Source organism: Roseibium sp. FZY0029 (assembly GCF_036350355.1).
Classification (GTDB): Bacteria; Pseudomonadota; Alphaproteobacteria; order Rhizobiales; family Stappiaceae; genus Roseibium.
On record NZ_JAZDVZ010000001.1, the window covers coordinates 430375 to 445247 of the forward strand.

Genomic DNA, 14873 nt, shown 5'->3' on the forward strand with positions numbered 1-14873 from the left:
AAGAAGGTATGTTATACTTCAGATTGCTTTTTCCAGAAATACATCCGCCGCATCCAGACGACACATCTGGGTCTCATTGAGGATCGGGCCCTGCTACGGCAACAAGCGGCCCTGGACATGGAAGGCACGTAACATGAAGCAGCTGTTTGTCGTGGGAGCTCTCGCGCTGTTCTGCCAGGTGACGCCGGCAGGCGCTCAAGACGCCGACCTTGCCAAGAAGCTCTCCAATCCCGTGGCATCGCTTATCAGCGTGCCGTTTCAATGGAACTACGATCACGGATTTGGTCCGTCGGACGGCGACAAGGTCACGCTGAACATTCAGCCGGTTATTCCGATTTCACTCAACGAGCACTGGAACCTGATCTCGCGGACGATCGTGCCCGTGGTCTGGCAGGACGATATCGCAGGGAATTCAGGCACGCAGTTCGGTCTCAGCGATACCACGCAGAGCTTCTTCTTTTCACCCAAGGAACCGACTGCGGGCGGGATCATCTGGGGTCTCGGTCCGGTGATGTTGCTGCCAACAGGCACCGATGATCTGTTGAGCACTCGCAAATGGGGCGCGGGACCGACAGGCGTTGTCCTGCGTCAGTCCGGTCCCTGGACCTACGGTGGACTTGCCAACCATGTCTGGTCCTTTGCGGGCGACGGGAACCGCAGCGACGTCAACTCGACCTTCCTGCAACCGTTCCTGTCCTACACGACCAAGGACGCCTGGACGTTCACGCTGAACTCGGAAACCACCTACGACTGGACGTCGAACGAATGGTCGGTGCCGATCAATGCCATGGTTGCCAAACTCGTGACGATCGACAAGCAACCCATCAGCTTGCAGGCGGGTGTTCGCTACTACGCGGCAAGTTCGGACAACGGTCCGGACGGCTTCGGTGCACGCGCCGCGGTCACGTTTCTCTTCCCGAAATAAGAGCCAATCGTTTCAAGCACGAATTGCGGACGAAAGACATCAGATCAAAAAGGCCGCTCCCTTCACCGGGGACCGGCCTTTGCCTTTGGTGCGACACGGGTGCCGCGACATCACAGCAACACATCGGTTGCCTTGTGGTCTTCCCCCACCCCTTCGATGAGGAACACCTCCCCCACCGCCTGGTTCAAGCGTAGAGGCAGGATTGCCCGGTAGGCTGGCGACGCATACCAGGCCTCGGCGTCTTCCCGGTCCGGGAAGGCAATCACGATCAAGTCTCCCCGAAACGCGCCTTCAAGTTGATGCTTCTCGCCGCCGTGGATGATGAAGTGGCCATCGAACGGTGCCAGGGTCGCGTCGATCCCTTCCAGGTAGGCGACGATGTCTGGCCCCATGTCGACTTCGCGCAGATGGCCAACGGCATAACAGGTCATGGTCCGGCCTCCTCACGCAAGCGGTTGCGCGACGACCGGCTGAAGCCGTGCGGCCTTCCACTCCAGCCAGGTAAAACAGAGCACGGCAACGGCCTGAACCAGAAGAAACGCCCACCCCAGACTGTTGGGCGAAACCAGACCGGTGATCGGCAACAGCAGACTGGCGACAGCCCAGAGAAGGTTGCCGGTGACAATCAGACCGGACGCCCAGCCGGGCACCTGATCCGCGTACGCAAAGATCGCCATGAATACCGCCACAGGAAACAGGGCCAGCCCTGCCCAGAAGAGAAGGCCGGCGGGAAGCGCCGTCAATCCGGCAATCCATCCCGATGCCCCAACAAGCAGGCACCCCGTCACTGCGCAGGTGAGCGCGTCTAACCGCAGAACCATCTTCAGGGAAACAGGTGTGTTCGGTTTGGTCATCGTCTCTCTCCATTCGTGAAACCCACCCGCACAGTGCGGGCGGCGATGGCGAAAGGATTGCCAACCGATGTTCTGAAGTCGATTACTTGGCAGGTAATTGAATTTCCGAACCCACCCCGGCAAGGTGACGATCATGAAGCGAACTATGGAGACTGCGGGCGATCTGCTGCGTCAATGGCGACAGCACCGGCGGATGAGCCAGCTCGCGCTGGCGAGCGAAGCGGATATCTCTCAGCGGCACCTGAGTTTTCTGGAATCCGGGCGATCGCGCCCGAGCCGGGACATGGTGATGCACCTGGCCGGGCATCTGCATATCCCCTTGCGCGAACGCAACGCCATTCTCGTTGCTGCAGGCCATGCCCCACACTATCCGCAGCACGATCTGGGGGAACCAGAACTTGCCTCGGCAACAGCCCTTGTTCGTAAGATTCTCGACGGGCATATGCCCCATCCCGCCCTTGCAGTGAACCGCTATTGGGAGCTGCAGGCCGCCAATCAGGCGGTCTTTGCGCTGCTGGACGGTGTCGCACCCCACCTTCTGGAAGCACCGGTAAACGTCCTGCGCCTCAGTCTGCACCCTGACGGACTGGCCTCGCGGATCCTCAATCTCGGCGAATGGCACACGCATATCCTTGCGCGCCTGGCACACGAAGTCGAACAATCCGCCGATCCGAAACTTGCTGCGCTGAGAGACGAACTTGTCGCGATGGCGCCTGCTTCCGCTCATAAATCAAGGAACCATGCTTCTCCTTCGGAAGGGCGCATCGCCGTTCCGCTTTATCTGCGAGGCCTCGAAGGAACCTTGAGCTTCCTGAGCACGACGACGGTGTTTGGCACAGCAGTGGATGTCACCCTGTCCGAAATCGCTATTGAAGCGTTCTTTCCGGCAGATGCGGAAACCGCACGGCAGATGACGGCCATGACAAACGGAACCGCTGGCGGAGATGCCTGAACCGCTTGCACCCTGGGCTACCTCCCGCAGATCGCAAATAGCCCCGCTCTGGAGGTAACGCCAAGCTTGGCGTAGGCGCGTTTGCGGTAGGTGATCACCGTTGACGGGGCAACGTCCAGATCCGCCGCAATCGCCTCCGCCTTGCGTCCGGACAGGATGCCGAGACATACCGATCGCTCACGCTCGCTGAGCGCCGCAAGAGGTGGTGGCAGGTCCGTGTCCGATGCCTTTTCGAAATGGAGCAGAGCCAGCCGTCCGGCGAGACGCGCCAGATCTGAGTCACACAGGGGAGCGGCCGGATCGCTTTGATAGAGGCTGACGAAAAGGTGTAGCCTTTCTCCGACTGCGAGCAGTGTTGTTTTCGCCAGCATGCCGGGATTTTCGAAAAAGAGCTTCCGGTAGTCCGAGCTCATCCGGCAGGCGATCTCGTCCAACCGGCGCAAGGTCACGGAATGGATCGGTGCGTCCATCAGGTCCGGCAGCAGCGGGTCCTTGAGAAACCAGCCGTCGAGATAGGTCTCGGCAAGTTTCCCGGCCATGGCCGAGCGGCTGAAGTGCCAGGACAACAGGCAGCGCGCCTGTGTGCCCTCGATGGCAAACACCATGATCTGGTCGACGCCAAGCGTTTCGACAAATGCAACAAAGGTCTGGGCAAACCGGACCGTGCCCAGATCCGCGAGGCAGGCTTCGATGTGACAGGCAGTGCTGTGTCCGTCCGATGTGCTCATGAGATGCTGATAGCATGTCCTCCCCAAAAGGGGACAGACACCGGACGCCCCGCCTCCTAATCTTCCCTCGACAATCAGGGAGGACACGCAGATGAGGCCAGCCGGACGTGCCGAAACGGACTCGCTCTATTTCACCTATCCGCATTTCGATCCGCCTTCGGATCGTGCCCATCTTACCCGGCCTGTCCGTGTCGCCATTGCCGGTGCGGGGCCGGTCGGCATGACAGCCGCGCTGGCATTGGCTCGGGAAGGAATTGCCTCCGTCCTCTTCGATGCGAAGGCCACCTTCAACGACGGCAGCCGTGCGATCTGCATTGCCCGGCAGAGCTACCACATTCTGGACCGGCTCGGTGCTGTGGAACCCTTTGTGGAAAAATCATTGGGCTGGACCAAGGGCCGCAGCTTCTATCGCGGCCGGCAGATCCTCGAATTCGAAATGCCGGACAGTCCGCGCGAAAAGTACCGGCCGATGTACAATCTCGAACAGCAATACATCGAGCAGTACCTGTGGGATGCAATCGAGCAGGAGCCGCTGATCGAAACGAGATGGCAAAGCCGCGTCACCGAACTTGATGACCTTGAAGAAGGCGTCCGCCTGACGGTCCAGGACCCGCTCGACAGCTACCAGATCGACTGTGACTGGCTGCTGGCAGCAGACGGCGCACGCAGCACCGTCAGGGGGCTGCGCGGGTTGCGGCTCAAGGGCGAGAATTTTGAAGGCCGCTACGTGATTGCCGACGTCCAGATGGAGCATGATTACCCGACTATCCGACGCGCCCTGTTCGATCCGGATTGCCGCCGCGGCGGAACGATCCTTTTTCACAAGCAGCCCGACAACATCTGGCGCATCGACTATCAGCTTCGCGAGGGCGAAGACGAAGCCGAGGCAATCCGCGAGGACACCGTACGTGCCTCCGTGGCGGCGGTTCTTGCGGAAATCGGTCATGACGGGGACTGGGACCTGGAGTGGTGGAGCATCTATTCGGCCAACACCCTGGCACTGGACGACTACCGCGACGGCCGGGTGTTCTTCATCGGTGACAGCGCGCATATCGTGCCGATCTTCGGCGTGCGCGGGCTCAACAACGGTCTTGCCGATGCCCATAACATCGCCTGGAAACTGGCCTGGGTGCTGAAAGGCAAAGCCGGCCCTCGCCTGCTCGACAGCTATACGCCCGAGCGGCGCGGCGCGACGCTGGATGTGTTTCAGAACGCCTCCAGATCTGCCCGTTTCATGACACCACCAACGGCAGGCTGGCAGTTGATGCGCGATGCAGCGCTCAACCTCTCGCTCAGCCATCCCTTTGCGGGAGAACTTGCCAATCCGCGCCAGATGACACCCTATACGTATGCCGACAGTCCGATTGTCACTGCCGATGAGGATGGCTTCGACGGTGGGCCAAAACCCGGTGCGGTCTTGCCGAACGCCCGCGTTGGTGAGAGTTTCCTGTCCGACCTGCTCGGCGACGGGTTTTCGCTGATTACGTTCGATATGGCGCTGGCAGATCAGCTTGAAGGCCTCGACCTCACCCTGATCGTGCTGCAGCCGGGCTCGGAAGCAGCTGAAGTGCTGGCGGCGACACCCGGCAGCGCCTATCTCGTCCGGCCTGACATGCATATCGCTGCGCGCTGGCAAACCGCTTCGCCAGAGGCAGTCCGCGCAGCTCTCGAGCTTGTAGTCGCTGGAGGACAAGCATGACGCACGCCGATCTGGAATCTGTTTACGAGGCTTTGGCCGAACAGCTCGACGCCATCGGGCCCGATCACCGGGAGCTTTACCTCGCCAAGCTCGCCTTGCTGCTGGCGCATGAGATCGCCGATGCCGGTCGTGCACGTTCACTTGTTGCCGAAGCTGCCAGCAATCTCGAAGTATCATGTCAGCGCAGTTGAGCGGCGGATTTCTTTGAACGGAGCCTCTCGTTAGAGAGATTTCAAAAAAATTGCCTCAGTACCTCCCCGATCCCGGCTCGCGCTGCGCTTGGCCGGGATGACGCCGGTGCGTCTGATTCCGGTTCGTTGAACCGACCCCGCCAATCGGCGGGGTCTCTATCGATAGCGCTTTAGGCCAGCGCCGCGATGACGATGATCTCGACCTTGTATTCCGGCGCGGCCAGCTTGGCTTCACCGGTTGCGCGTGCCGGCGGATTGGCCGGATCGACCCAGGCGTCCCAGACCTTGTTCATCTCGGCAAAGTCCTTCATGTCGTCCATCCAGATGGTCGTCTGAAGAATGCGGCTCTTGTCGCTTCCGGCCTGCGCCAGAAGAGCATCGATGCGCTCCAGGATGGTCTGGGTCTGGTTGGTGACAGTGTCGCCCGGATTGCCGACCTGGCCAGCGAGATAGACGAGACCGCCATGGATGACAGCCTGGCTCATGCGCGGGCCAACTTCCAGCCGTTTGATGTCGGACATGATTGAATTCCTTCTAGTCTTGAAAGAGACGCCCGCTCAGAACAAGCGGGCGGGATCGAGAGCGGCCACGACCTTTTCGGGCAGTTCGCTCGGGTATTTGAGGCAAAGATCCGCAACGAGCCGGGACAGCGCCGGTGCCGTTTGTACGCCGTAGCCGCCCTGACCGGCAAGCCAGAAAAACCCTTCCGCGTCCGGTGCGAAACCGACAACAGGTGTGCGGTCCGCAACGAAGCTGCGCAAGCCCGCCCAGTTCCGCTCGACGCGCATAACGGGCATGGTCACGGCCTGTTCGAAGCGGTGCAGGCCTTCAGCCAGAACCATGTCGTCCGCCCAGGCATCGTGCGGTTCGACAGGATCTTCATCGGCGGGCGAGACCATGAACTTTCCCGCATCCGGCTTGGCGTACCATTGCTCCGACGCACTGGCGACAAGCGGCCATTTCGTGACATCGACACCATCCGGCGGCGGCACGATGGCCGCCGAGCGGCGCATGGGCACGAGGCCGATCTTGCGAACGCCTGCTAGATTCGCAATCTGATCGGCCCAGGCCCCGGCGGCATTGATGAGGACCGGAGCCTCAAACACGCCCTTGGGCGTTTCGACGCGCCACTTGTCTCCACTCCTGAGAATGCGCTGCGCGGGTGCTTCCGTCACGAAGCGCGCCCCGGCCTTGCGTGCAAGCCGGGCAAAGCCCTGCAACAACCGGTCGACGTCGATATCCTGTGCGTCCCGCTCGATGGCGGCAGCGGCAATCCTCTCCTTGCGAAGCAATGGAAACAGGGCGACGGCCTCGTCCGCCGTCAGGACGTCCATATCTTCGGCGCCGTCGAGATAGGCCTTGAACGCGTCCAATTCGTCCTCGGTCGCAATCAGCATTTCGCCCCGGGGCGACAGCAGGCTTTCGTCGGAAATCCCTTCCGGGTTTTTCAGAACCGGCTCGGAAGCGGCATTCAATGCCCGCAAGGTGGCATTACCGTAGTTGCGGATGAAGATGGCAGCCGAGCGGCCGGTCGCGTGGCGGCCGAGCGCATCTTCCATTTCCAGCACGGTGACTTTCGCTTCCGGTGCAAGCCGCGCCGCAGCCCCTGTGCCGGCGATGCCGCCGCCGATGATCAGAAAGTCCGATGTCTCGATCATGCGTCCTGGAACCCTTTCAGAAAACTGGTGAGGTTCTGGCCCAGTTCTTCCGAAAGGTAGCCGCCCTCCTGCACGAACAGCACCGGCAGGCCGAGATTCGCGATAGCGGCACCGATCCGTCCGAAGCCGGACGTGGTGATAGCCAGCCCCTTTAGGGGATCCTTCTCGTAGGCATCAAGCCCCAGGGCAACAACAAGAACGTCGGTGCCGAAAGCCCTGATATGATCGAATGCCGTTTCCAGAGTTTTCAGATAGGCGTCGTCCCCCGTGCCGCGCACCAGCGGCAGGTTAAGATTGCAGCCTCGACCGGCGCCCTCGCCGCGCTCATGTCCGTGGCCCCAGAAGAACGGATAGAACCGTACCGGATCGGCATGCAGCGAGACGGTGAGCACGTCACCACGCTCATAGAAGATGCCTTGCGTGCCGTTGCCGTGGTGGACATCGATGTCGAGGATCGCCGGCCGCTTGCCTGCCTTCAAAAGCCTTTCGGCGGCAATGCCAGAGTTGTTCAGAAAACAGAAGCCGCCCGCCAGATCGCCAAAGGCATGGTGGCCGGGCGGGCGCGACAGCACGTAAGCGGCCTGCTCCCCGGCTGCCATCAAGTCCGCGCCGTGAATTGCGCTTTGGGCAGACCAATAAGCCGCCTCCCAGGTGCCCGCGGCGATGGGGCAACTGGTATCGGCCTGGTGGAAACCGGCCTGACCGACTGCCGAGCGCGGATAACTTGCCGTGCGCCTGTCCGGATGAATGTTCGGGATAACCTCGTCGGAAGCGCCCTCGATCCGACTCCAGCGGTCATGGATCGTTTGAAGAAACACCAGGTATTCCGGCGAATGAAGCGCTGCGATGGGCCCGAGGCCATGATCGTCAGGAACCTCGAAACGGCAGCCGGCAGCCTTCGCCCCTTCGGTCAGAACCTCGATACGCCTCGGCTGCTCCGGATTGGCAAGTCTGGTTCCATTTGCCATGAAGTGCTTGGGATCATGCGCCCATTGGCGGTCGTCAAAAATGGCTTTCATGAGCGTTGCCTCAATTTGTCGAGTGCCGGTGCGCGCAGATCGAAGACGGTTTCCCCTTCCCGAGGCGTAAAACCGAGCCGTTCATAAAAACGGCGCGCATCCGGATTGTCGTGATAAACGGCGAGTTTCAGAAAGACCGGTGTCCAGCTTTCAGGGGCAAGGTCGAGGCTCGCGGCAAGCAGGCGCTGGCCCAGACCTTCTCCGCGCGCCTCACCATCGACCCAGAGGTCGGAAACGTAGAGACCGGTGCCGCCGCGTGTGGTCGAAAAGACCGGCGAGGCCTGCAAAACTCCGAGTGTCCGGCCGTCAGCGTTTCGTTCTGCTAGCAGCGCGAAAAAAGCCGGGGCTTCTGAAAAGCCATGGCGAATTACATCATCGAGACTGGCAACATGGGTGTCGCCCATATCGGCTGAAAGCTGGAGCAGTGCCTCGTGAAGCCTTTCGGCATCGTCCCGCTCCGCCCGCCTGATCGTAATGCCACTCATGATCAGAAGGCCGTCCCGCCCGCGCCCTTGAGGCCAAGCATTTGCCGGGCGTCCTCCGGTGTGGCAACCTTGCGTCCGAGTTCTTCGACAATCTTTCGGATCTTGGCGACCTGTTCCGCGTTGGAGCGGGCAAGTTCGCCCCTGGCAATGTAGAGATTGTCTTCCAGCCCGACGCGCACATGACCGCCCATGCTGGCGGCAATTGTCGCAAAGGGGATCTGCTGCCGGCCAGCCGCAAGGACGGAGAACAGATAGTCGTCGCCGAACAGCTTGTCGGCCATCCGTTTCATGTGCTGCAGGTTTTCCGGGTCGGCGCCGATGCCGCCCAGAACACCGAAGACGAACTGGATGAAGAACGGCGGCTTGACGAGCCCGCGGTCAGCGAAGTGGCGCAGCATGTAAAGGTGACCGACGTCGTAGCATTCGAACTCGAAGCGCGCGCCGCGCTGCTGTCCCATCTGGGTGAGCACGAATTCGATGTCCTTTGGCGTGTTCTTGAAGACGAGATCGTCCGTGCCGCGCAGGAAAGGCTGCTCCCAGTCGTGCACCCACGTGTCGTAGCGGTCGGCCAGGGGATAGAGCGCGAAGTTCATCGTCCCCATGTTGAGCGAACACATTTCCGGCTCGGCCTTCAGCGGCCCGGCAAGCCTGTCCTCCAGGCTCATGATGGCGCTGCCACCAGTGGACAGGTTGAGCACCGCGCCGCAGCCCGCCTTGACCTCCGGTAAGAAGGCCATGAAATCCGCTTCCCGGGCAGACGGCTGCCCCGTTTCGGGGTTGCGCGCATGAAGATGCAGGATGGCCGCGCCCGCCTCGGCGGCGCCGATGGCCTGGCCTGCGATTTCAGCGGGCGTTACCGGCAGATGGGGCGACATCGTGGGCGTGTGAATGGAGCCCGTGATGGCACAGGTGATGATGATCTTGTCTGTCATGTCTTTATGTTAGCTGGCTCTGGCCTGTTGCTTCGATATCCTGTCGAGGAACTGGCTGAGAGAGAGGTCAAGGCCTTCGATGATCTCGGCAACATGATCCGCGGTCGAGATCATGGGTGGCGCGATCAGGAAATGATCGCCGCTGTAACCGCCTCGCGTTCTGCGGGAATAGATGATCAGGCCGTTCTCGTAGGCAATGTCGACGAGCTCGTTGAAGGCGTTCAACTCCTTGGCAAGCGGTCTCAGGCTTGCCCTGTCCTCAACCAGTTCGAAGGCCAGCAGCAGACCTTCGCCGCGCACGTCGCCGATGATCGAATAACGATCCATCAGCTTCTTCAGTTCGCGCTTCAGGAGCGCCCCGGTCTCAGCAGCGTTCTGGCAGAGGTTTTCCCGCTCGACCTCCTCCAGCACCGCAAGACCGGCAGAGCAGGCAAGCGGGTTGCCGGCATAGGTGAAGCCATGCAGGAAACCGCCATTGTCGAGCACGTTGGCGACAATGTCCTTGTGCGCGATCATCGCCCCGAGGGGTGCATAGCCTGCGGCAAAGCCCTTGGAGATGACCAGAATATCCGGATCCACATTCCAGTGCTCGCCGGCGAAGAATTTACCGGTGCGCCCGCCTCCGGTCATGACCTCGTCGTGGATCAGCAGGACGCCGTAGCGCGTACAGATCTCGCGAATGCGCTGCATGTAGCCTTTCGGCGGCACAAGCGCGCCGGTGGAGGCGCCGCCGACCGGCTCGACGATGAAGGCGAGGATCGTTTCCGGGCCTTCGGACAGGATCTTTGCCTCCAGCATGTCGGCATAATGCTGCCCCGTTGCCTCATCGTCCGGGTCCAGCCCGTCGAGATAGGCACGCGGTGCCGGGATCTTCGGCATCGGCCGCATCATCGGGTCGAAGGGGGCGGTGAGCGGCGCGTAGCCTGTCAGGGCCAGCGCCCCGAGCGTGCAACCGTGATAGCTCGGTTCGCGCGAGATGATCTTGTAGCGCTGTGCCTCACCAATCGCGATCGCGTTCTGGCGAGCCAGCTTGATGGCACTTTCCACCGCTTCCGAGCCACCGGAAACGAAGAAGACCTTTTCCAGCCCCTCAGGCGCCAGCGCGGCCGTCCTGGAGGCCAGCAGTTCAGCCGGTTCGGTTTCGAAGTGGAGGCGATAACCAAAGGTGGACTTGTCCATCTGCTTGCGCATTGCCTCAAGCACGCGCGGGTTGGAATGGCCGATGTTGCAGACCATCGCCCCGGAAGAGCCGTCGAGATAGCGCTTGCCGTCGACGTCCCACATGTAGACGCCGCGCGCCTGGTCCAGAACGGGTCGGCGCTGGCGGGACTGGTAGAACAGATGAGAGGTTTGCGGACGGCTCATGTGGCAGCTCCCGGCAGAGCTGCGCAGTCGCGCGGGCGGAAGCGAACGGAAACGTCGGAGCCTTCCTGAAAGGGATGCTGATCGATCATGTTGATCACCTGAAGCTGCTGGTCGCCGACACGCACGAAATACCGTGCCGCCTGACCCTGGTAGTCCACCGCCTCGACCTTGCCGTCGAGTGCGATGCGATCATCCGCCGGAGCGGTTTTTTCCGCCAGCAGAAGTTTTTCTGCCCGGATCACAAGCTGTGCAGGACCGGGTTGCGACACGTTGGGGGCCTTTTCCTTCGGCACTCTGATCTTGCCGAAGTGAGGCAGTTCGAGAGACAGGTCCTGCCCGTCTACCGCCTTGCATGTGGCTGGCAGGATGTTGGAGATGCCCAGGAAACGCGAGACGAACTCGCTCGCAGGTGTGTTGTAGACCTCTTGCGGGGTGCCGATCTGTTCCACCCGTCCGTTGGACATGACGACGATCCTGTCGGACATGGCAAGCGCTTCGGACTGGTCATGGGTAACGAAGACCGTGGTGATGCCGATCTGGTGCTGGATACGCTTGAGTTCCACGCGCATGTCCTCACGCAGGTTGGCATCGAGGGCAGACAGCGGCTCGTCCAGCAGCAGGACGTCGGGCTCAATGACAATGGCCCGCGCCAGGGCGATACGCTGCTGCTGGCCGCCGGAAAGCTGCTTGGGATAGCGGTCGCTGACGTGGGGCAGTTGCACCAGTTCCAGCGCGTCGCACACCTTCTTTTCAGCATCCGCCTTGGAGATATCGCGGTATTTCAGGCCGAAAGCCACGTTTTCGGCAATCGTCTTGTGCGGAAACAGCGCGTAATTCTGGAAGACGAGACCAAGGTTCCGCCTGTGGATCGGCACATCGTTGATGCGCTGGCCCTTGATGGTGATGTCGCCTTCGGTGGGGTCGATCAGTCCGGCGATCATCCTAAGGGTCGTCGTCTTGCCGCATCCGGAGGGGCCGAGCAGCGTGACGAAGCTTCCGTCCGGGATGTCCATGCTCATCCGGTGAACAGCAGTAAAGCCGCCGAACTTCTTGACGATATTTTTGAGGGAAACCTCACTCACGCAAATTCTCCAGGTCCTGGGGAGAAGACGACCTTCCGGCAGTAGTGCCGGAAGGTGCTGGGTCGGTGATGGGGCCGTATCGGGCTCAGTAGCCCTTCTGGATCCGCCCGAACATCTTGGACCAGTCCTGCTCGTGGCTGTTCCAGTATTCCGGATTGGCGAAGGTCAGACCGTCGAGCGTTCCTGTCGGATCGAAGGCCGGCAGGGTCGGGATCTTCTTGCCGAGGTCGACCTTCGTCGGGTCGAGCGCCGGCGGATAGTTCTGGCCTTCGGCGACCGCGATCGAGGTTTCGGGCGCCAGCATGAAGTTCAGCAGTTCTTCACAGGCTTCCATCGGCGAGCCCTTGATCACGAACAGGCATTCCTGCCAGCCGAAACCGTTGGGCGGATCGATATAGCCGATGTCGTGGCCCTGCTCCTGCAGCGCATAGATCCGGCCGGACCAGCCCTCGGTGACGTAGATTTCCTCTTCCGCCAGAAGGCTCATCAGCTCGGCGCCGGACTGCCAGTATTTCAGCAGAAGATCCCGATTGGTGCGCACGGCCTGCCAGACGGCATCCATGTCCGTTGCGTTGTTCGGGTCCTGGTCGGTCTGCAGCGATGCATACCAGACACGGGTGCGCCAGTCGGACCAGCCGCCGATCTTGCCCTTGTAGGCTTCGTCGATCAGGAGCTTCGCGCCCTTTTCCTTGGCTTCTTCGTCGGAGATGTATTTCCGGTTATAGGCAATGCCCGTGGTGCCATAGTCATAAGGCACGCAGGACAGCTTCCCGTCGGTGACACCGCGGAAGACGTCGGTCAGCTTCGGGATCACGTATTTCAGGTTCGGGATGTTGTCCTCGTTGAGCGTCGAGTTCAGCCCGAGATTGACATAGCGCGCATAGTCGAAGACACCAGACAAGTGCGCGATGTTGTATTCGCCTTCCTGGCTGGCCTTGACGCGCGACAGATATTCATCACCCCCGCCGAATGTTCCGTCAACAACCTTGATGCCGGTCTTTTCGGTATAGGGGTCGAACGCGTATTTGCGGAAGGCTTCCGAGACGACCCCACCCCAGCCATCGAAGCGGACTTCCTCGGTCGCGGCCATGGCATGGCGGGCAAAGGGCGTCTGCACACCGTAGGCGAGACCGGCTGCCCCGATCAGGCCGAGGAACTTGCGGCGGTCGAGATCGCCGTTGAGATAGCGTTCGCGCAGACGCTCATAGCGTTTGGTATTGTCCATCTTGGTTTCCACTCTGGTTCTGGTGTCGGTTACTTGCTTTGATCGCGCGGTTCTAACCGCCGCGCTGCATGGCCATCCGCCGGGCAATTGCCAGCCCGATAAGCGGGAGGCCGACGGTAAGGAAAATCATCACGGTGCCGAGCGCGTTGATCTCCGGGGAGATGGAATTGCGCAGCATGGCAAAGATCTGGGTGGGCACGGTTTCGACCCCGCCCGGTTTCCAGAACAGGGTGCCGGTGATGTCGTCGAAGCTGATGGTGAAGGCGAAGAGCATGCCCGCGAAGACAGCCGGCGCCAGCAACGGCAGCGTGATCTGGAAGAAGGCCTGCACCGGGCTGGCGCCAAGGCTGAGCGCGGCTTCCTCATAATCGCGGCGAATGCCGACAAGGCGGGCCTGCACCACCAGGATGACAAAGGGCAGCGTGAAGATGACATGCCCCATCAAGAGCAGGAAGAAGCTCTTGTTGATCGACAGGAAATTCAGGAACAGCAGCAAGGCAACCGCCAGCACCACCTCCGGCACAAGGATGGGGGCGATCAGGAGGGTGGAGATCATGTTGCGGCCAGGCACGTCGTAGCGCACCAGGGCAAGGCTTGCCAGAACACCAAGTGTCGTGGAGATCAGCGCCGTCAGCGCGCCCAGAACAATCGAGGTCTGGAACGCCCGCAGGATGGCGTCGTTTCCGGCCAGTTCGACGAACCAGCGGAACGAGAAACCAGTCATCGGAAAGCTGCCGAACTGGCTGGCGTTGAAGCTGAGCAGCACCACCACCGCGACCGGCAGGAACATGAACAGATAGACGAGCAGCGTATAGGCCCGGATCAGTTGCCACCCCATCAGCCGAGCCCCTTCATCAGTTGGCCCATGCCGAGATAGTGGTTGTAGATCAGAACCAGAGCCCCAAGGACGGCGAGCAGCATGAGCGAGAGCGCAGAGCCGAGTGGCCAGTTGAGCTGGGTGATGATCGCCTCGAAGACGAGATTGGCGAACATGGCGTCCGTCGGACCGCCCAGAACCAGCGGCGTGATGTAGGTGCCCGCGCTCAGCACGAAGCAGAGCAGACCGCCTGCAGCCAGCCCCGGCAGGGACAGCGGCAAGGTAACTTCCCGGAAGGCCTGCCAGCGGGTGGAGCCGAGCGAACAGGCGGCGTCTTCCAGCGAAACATCTATCCCTTCCAGCGCCACATAGACGTTCAGCACCATGAAGGGCAGCAGAAAATGCACGAGGCCCAGGATCACCGTTGGCTCGTTATAGAGCATCTGGACCGGTTCGGAGACGATGCCGAGATTGAGCAGCACCCAGTTGACCGCGCCGGACACGCCCAGAATGTTGATCCAGGACATGGTTCGAATGATGTAGCTGATCCAGAACGGCAGCATCAGCAACAGCAGCAGCAATGCCTTGTTGCCGCGCGAGCGGGCGATGAAATAGGCCGCCGGGTAGCCCATGACAGCGCAGGCAATTGTCGTGATCGCCGCGATCCGCAGCGTACCGAGCAGGATGTCGCGATAGAAGGGATCAGTGAGCGCCTCGTTCCAATTGTCCAGATAAAAGCCAGCCTGGTCGGCGCCAGTGGCAGTGCGCAGCCAGAAGGAATAGACCACAATGAAAACGAGCGGAATGAACAGCAGCAATCCGACGGCAGTCAACGCCGGGGAGAGAAGGATCCATGGCTGCCGTTTTTCCCGCGCCTCAACGCTCATGCGCTCGAACCCCGCCAAATGCCTTGCCAAAATTGCTTGACTTCAGCGTCGCAG

General features: G+C 61.1%; 17 protein-coding genes. 4 read left to right on the plus strand and 13 right to left on the minus strand.

The window, feature by feature from the left end; translation table 11 throughout:
* The first annotated feature begins 133 nt into the window (after positions 1-133).
* Entirely contained in the window at positions 134-925 is a 792-nt protein-coding gene (locus V1T76_RS01965) for a transporter (protein ID WP_330558940.1), read from the plus strand.
* A 110-nt stretch (positions 926-1035) separates the two neighbouring features.
* Here the strand turns inward: V1T76_RS01965 and V1T76_RS01970 are convergent, their stop codons facing one another.
* Complete coding sequence (locus V1T76_RS01970) at positions 1036-1356, minus strand: DUF1330 domain-containing protein (RefSeq protein ID WP_330558941.1); 321 nt, start codon at positions 1354-1356, stop codon at positions 1036-1038.
* Between the two features lie 12 nt (positions 1357-1368).
* Positions 1369-1779 carry a hypothetical protein gene (locus V1T76_RS01975; protein WP_330558942.1) on the minus strand — a complete coding sequence of 137 codons (411 nt, stop codon included), beginning with the start codon at positions 1777-1779 and terminating at the stop codon, positions 1369-1371.
* Between the two features lie 133 nt (positions 1780-1912).
* On the opposite strand from V1T76_RS01975, the gene V1T76_RS01980 reads away from it, so the two are divergent.
* Positions 1913-2731: a helix-turn-helix domain-containing protein gene (locus tag V1T76_RS01980; RefSeq protein ID WP_330558943.1), complete on the plus strand. Its 819-nt coding sequence runs from the start codon at positions 1913-1915 to the stop codon at positions 2729-2731.
* 17 nt (positions 2732-2748) lie between these two features.
* On the opposite strand, the gene V1T76_RS01985 is transcribed toward V1T76_RS01980, so the two are convergent.
* A complete protein-coding gene (locus V1T76_RS01985; protein WP_330558944.1) occupies positions 2749-3459 on the minus strand; it encodes a helix-turn-helix transcriptional regulator in 711 nt (236 codons plus the stop codon).
* 91 nt (positions 3460-3550) lie between these two features.
* Between V1T76_RS01985 and V1T76_RS01990 the strand changes: the two genes are divergently transcribed.
* Both V1T76_RS01990 and V1T76_RS01995 read left to right on the plus strand, forming a co-directional pair.
* Positions 3551-5158 (plus strand): FAD-dependent monooxygenase, encoded by a 1608-nt coding sequence (locus V1T76_RS01990; RefSeq protein WP_330558945.1) that lies wholly within the window; start codon positions 3551-3553, stop codon positions 5156-5158.
* Complete coding sequence (locus V1T76_RS01995) at positions 5155-5349, plus strand: hypothetical protein (RefSeq protein WP_330558946.1); 195 nt, start codon at positions 5155-5157, stop codon at positions 5347-5349. Before V1T76_RS01990 ends, V1T76_RS01995 begins: the two co-directional genes overlap by 4 nt.
* A gap of 170 nt (positions 5350-5519) precedes the next feature.
* Here the strand turns inward: V1T76_RS01995 and V1T76_RS02000 are convergent, their stop codons facing one another.
* The 10 genes from V1T76_RS02000 to V1T76_RS02045 form a co-directional block, all read right to left on the minus strand.
* Positions 5520-5870: a RidA family protein gene (locus V1T76_RS02000; RefSeq protein ID WP_330558947.1), complete on the minus strand. Its 351-nt coding sequence runs from the start codon at positions 5868-5870 to the stop codon at positions 5520-5522.
* Between the two features lie 36 nt (positions 5871-5906).
* Entirely contained in the window at positions 5907-7007 is a 1101-nt protein-coding gene (locus V1T76_RS02005) for an NAD(P)/FAD-dependent oxidoreductase (protein ID WP_330558948.1), read from the minus strand.
* Entirely contained in the window at positions 7004-8026 is a 1023-nt protein-coding gene (locus tag V1T76_RS02010; protein ID WP_330558949.1) for a histone deacetylase family protein, read from the minus strand. The genes V1T76_RS02005 and V1T76_RS02010 overlap by 4 nt, the downstream gene beginning before the upstream one ends.
* Positions 8023-8511: a GNAT family N-acetyltransferase gene (locus tag V1T76_RS02015; protein ID WP_330558950.1), complete on the minus strand. Its 489-nt coding sequence runs from the start codon at positions 8509-8511 to the stop codon at positions 8023-8025. The genes V1T76_RS02010 and V1T76_RS02015 overlap by 4 nt, the downstream gene beginning before the upstream one ends.
* A gap of 2 nt (positions 8512-8513) precedes the next feature.
* Entirely contained in the window at positions 8514-9443 is a 930-nt protein-coding gene (locus V1T76_RS02020; RefSeq protein ID WP_330558951.1) for a 3-keto-5-aminohexanoate cleavage protein, read from the minus strand.
* A 9-nt stretch (positions 9444-9452) separates the two neighbouring features.
* A complete protein-coding gene (locus V1T76_RS02025; protein ID WP_330558952.1) occupies positions 9453-10808 on the minus strand; it encodes an aminotransferase family protein in 1356 nt (451 codons plus the stop codon).
* On the minus strand, positions 10805-11890 hold the full coding sequence (locus V1T76_RS02030) for an ABC transporter ATP-binding protein (protein ID WP_330558953.1): 1086 nt from the start codon (positions 11888-11890) through the stop codon (positions 10805-10807). Before V1T76_RS02030 ends, V1T76_RS02025 begins: the two co-directional genes overlap by 4 nt.
* An 85-nt stretch (positions 11891-11975) precedes the next feature.
* Complete coding sequence (locus V1T76_RS02035; protein WP_330558954.1) at positions 11976-13115, minus strand: extracellular solute-binding protein; 1140 nt, start codon at positions 13113-13115, stop codon at positions 11976-11978.
* A gap of 52 nt (positions 13116-13167) precedes the next feature.
* Complete coding sequence (locus V1T76_RS02040; protein WP_330558955.1) at positions 13168-13953, minus strand: ABC transporter permease; 786 nt, start codon at positions 13951-13953, stop codon at positions 13168-13170.
* A complete protein-coding gene (locus tag V1T76_RS02045; RefSeq protein ID WP_148585064.1) occupies positions 13953-14819 on the minus strand; it encodes an ABC transporter permease in 867 nt (288 codons plus the stop codon). The genes V1T76_RS02040 and V1T76_RS02045 overlap by 1 nt, the downstream gene beginning before the upstream one ends.
* Positions 14820-14873 lie beyond the last annotated feature (54 nt).

Bases quoted from the DNA above. Each gene is read 5' to 3' on its own strand.
- V1T76_RS01970 (WP_330558941.1), bottom strand. From the start codon at position 1,356: ATGACCTGTTATGCCGTTGGCCATCTGCGCGAAGTCGACATGGGGCCA.
- V1T76_RS02040 (WP_330558955.1), bottom strand. From the start codon at position 13,953: ATGGGGTGGCAACTGATCCGGGCCTATACGCTGCTCGTCTATCTGTTC.
- V1T76_RS02045 (WP_148585064.1), bottom strand. From the start codon at position 14,819: ATGAGCGTTGAGGCGCGGGAAAAACGGCAGCCATGGATCCTTCTCTCC.
- V1T76_RS01965 (WP_330558940.1), top strand. From the start codon at position 134: ATGAAGCAGCTGTTTGTCGTGGGAGCTCTCGCGCTGTTCTGCCAGGTG.
- V1T76_RS02000 (WP_330558947.1), bottom strand. From the start codon at position 5,870: ATGTCCGACATCAAACGGCTGGAAGTTGGCCCGCGCATGAGCCAGGCT.
- V1T76_RS02020 (WP_330558951.1), bottom strand. From the start codon at position 9,443: ATGACAGACAAGATCATCATCACCTGTGCCATCACGGGCTCCATTCAC.
- V1T76_RS02005 (WP_330558948.1), bottom strand. From the start codon at position 7,007: ATGATCGAGACATCGGACTTTCTGATCATCGGCGGCGGCATCGCCGGC.
- V1T76_RS02025 (WP_330558952.1), bottom strand. From the start codon at position 10,808: ATGAGCCGTCCGCAAACCTCTCATCTGTTCTACCAGTCCCGCCAGCGC.
- V1T76_RS01975 (WP_330558942.1), bottom strand. From the start codon at position 1,779: ATGACCAAACCGAACACACCTGTTTCCCTGAAGATGGTTCTGCGGTTA.
- V1T76_RS02015 (WP_330558950.1), bottom strand. From the start codon at position 8,511: ATGAGTGGCATTACGATCAGGCGGGCGGAGCGGGACGATGCCGAAAGG.
- V1T76_RS02035 (WP_330558954.1), bottom strand. From the start codon at position 13,115: ATGGACAATACCAAACGCTATGAGCGTCTGCGCGAACGCTATCTCAAC.
- V1T76_RS01985 (WP_330558944.1), bottom strand. From the start codon at position 3,459: ATGAGCACATCGGACGGACACAGCACTGCCTGTCACATCGAAGCCTGC.
- V1T76_RS01990 (WP_330558945.1), top strand. From the start codon at position 3,551: ATGAGGCCAGCCGGACGTGCCGAAACGGACTCGCTCTATTTCACCTAT.
- V1T76_RS01995 (WP_330558946.1), top strand. From the start codon at position 5,155: ATGACGCACGCCGATCTGGAATCTGTTTACGAGGCTTTGGCCGAACAG.
- V1T76_RS01980 (WP_330558943.1), top strand. From the start codon at position 1,913: ATGAAGCGAACTATGGAGACTGCGGGCGATCTGCTGCGTCAATGGCGA.
- V1T76_RS02010 (WP_330558949.1), bottom strand. From the start codon at position 8,026: ATGAAAGCCATTTTTGACGACCGCCAATGGGCGCATGATCCCAAGCAC.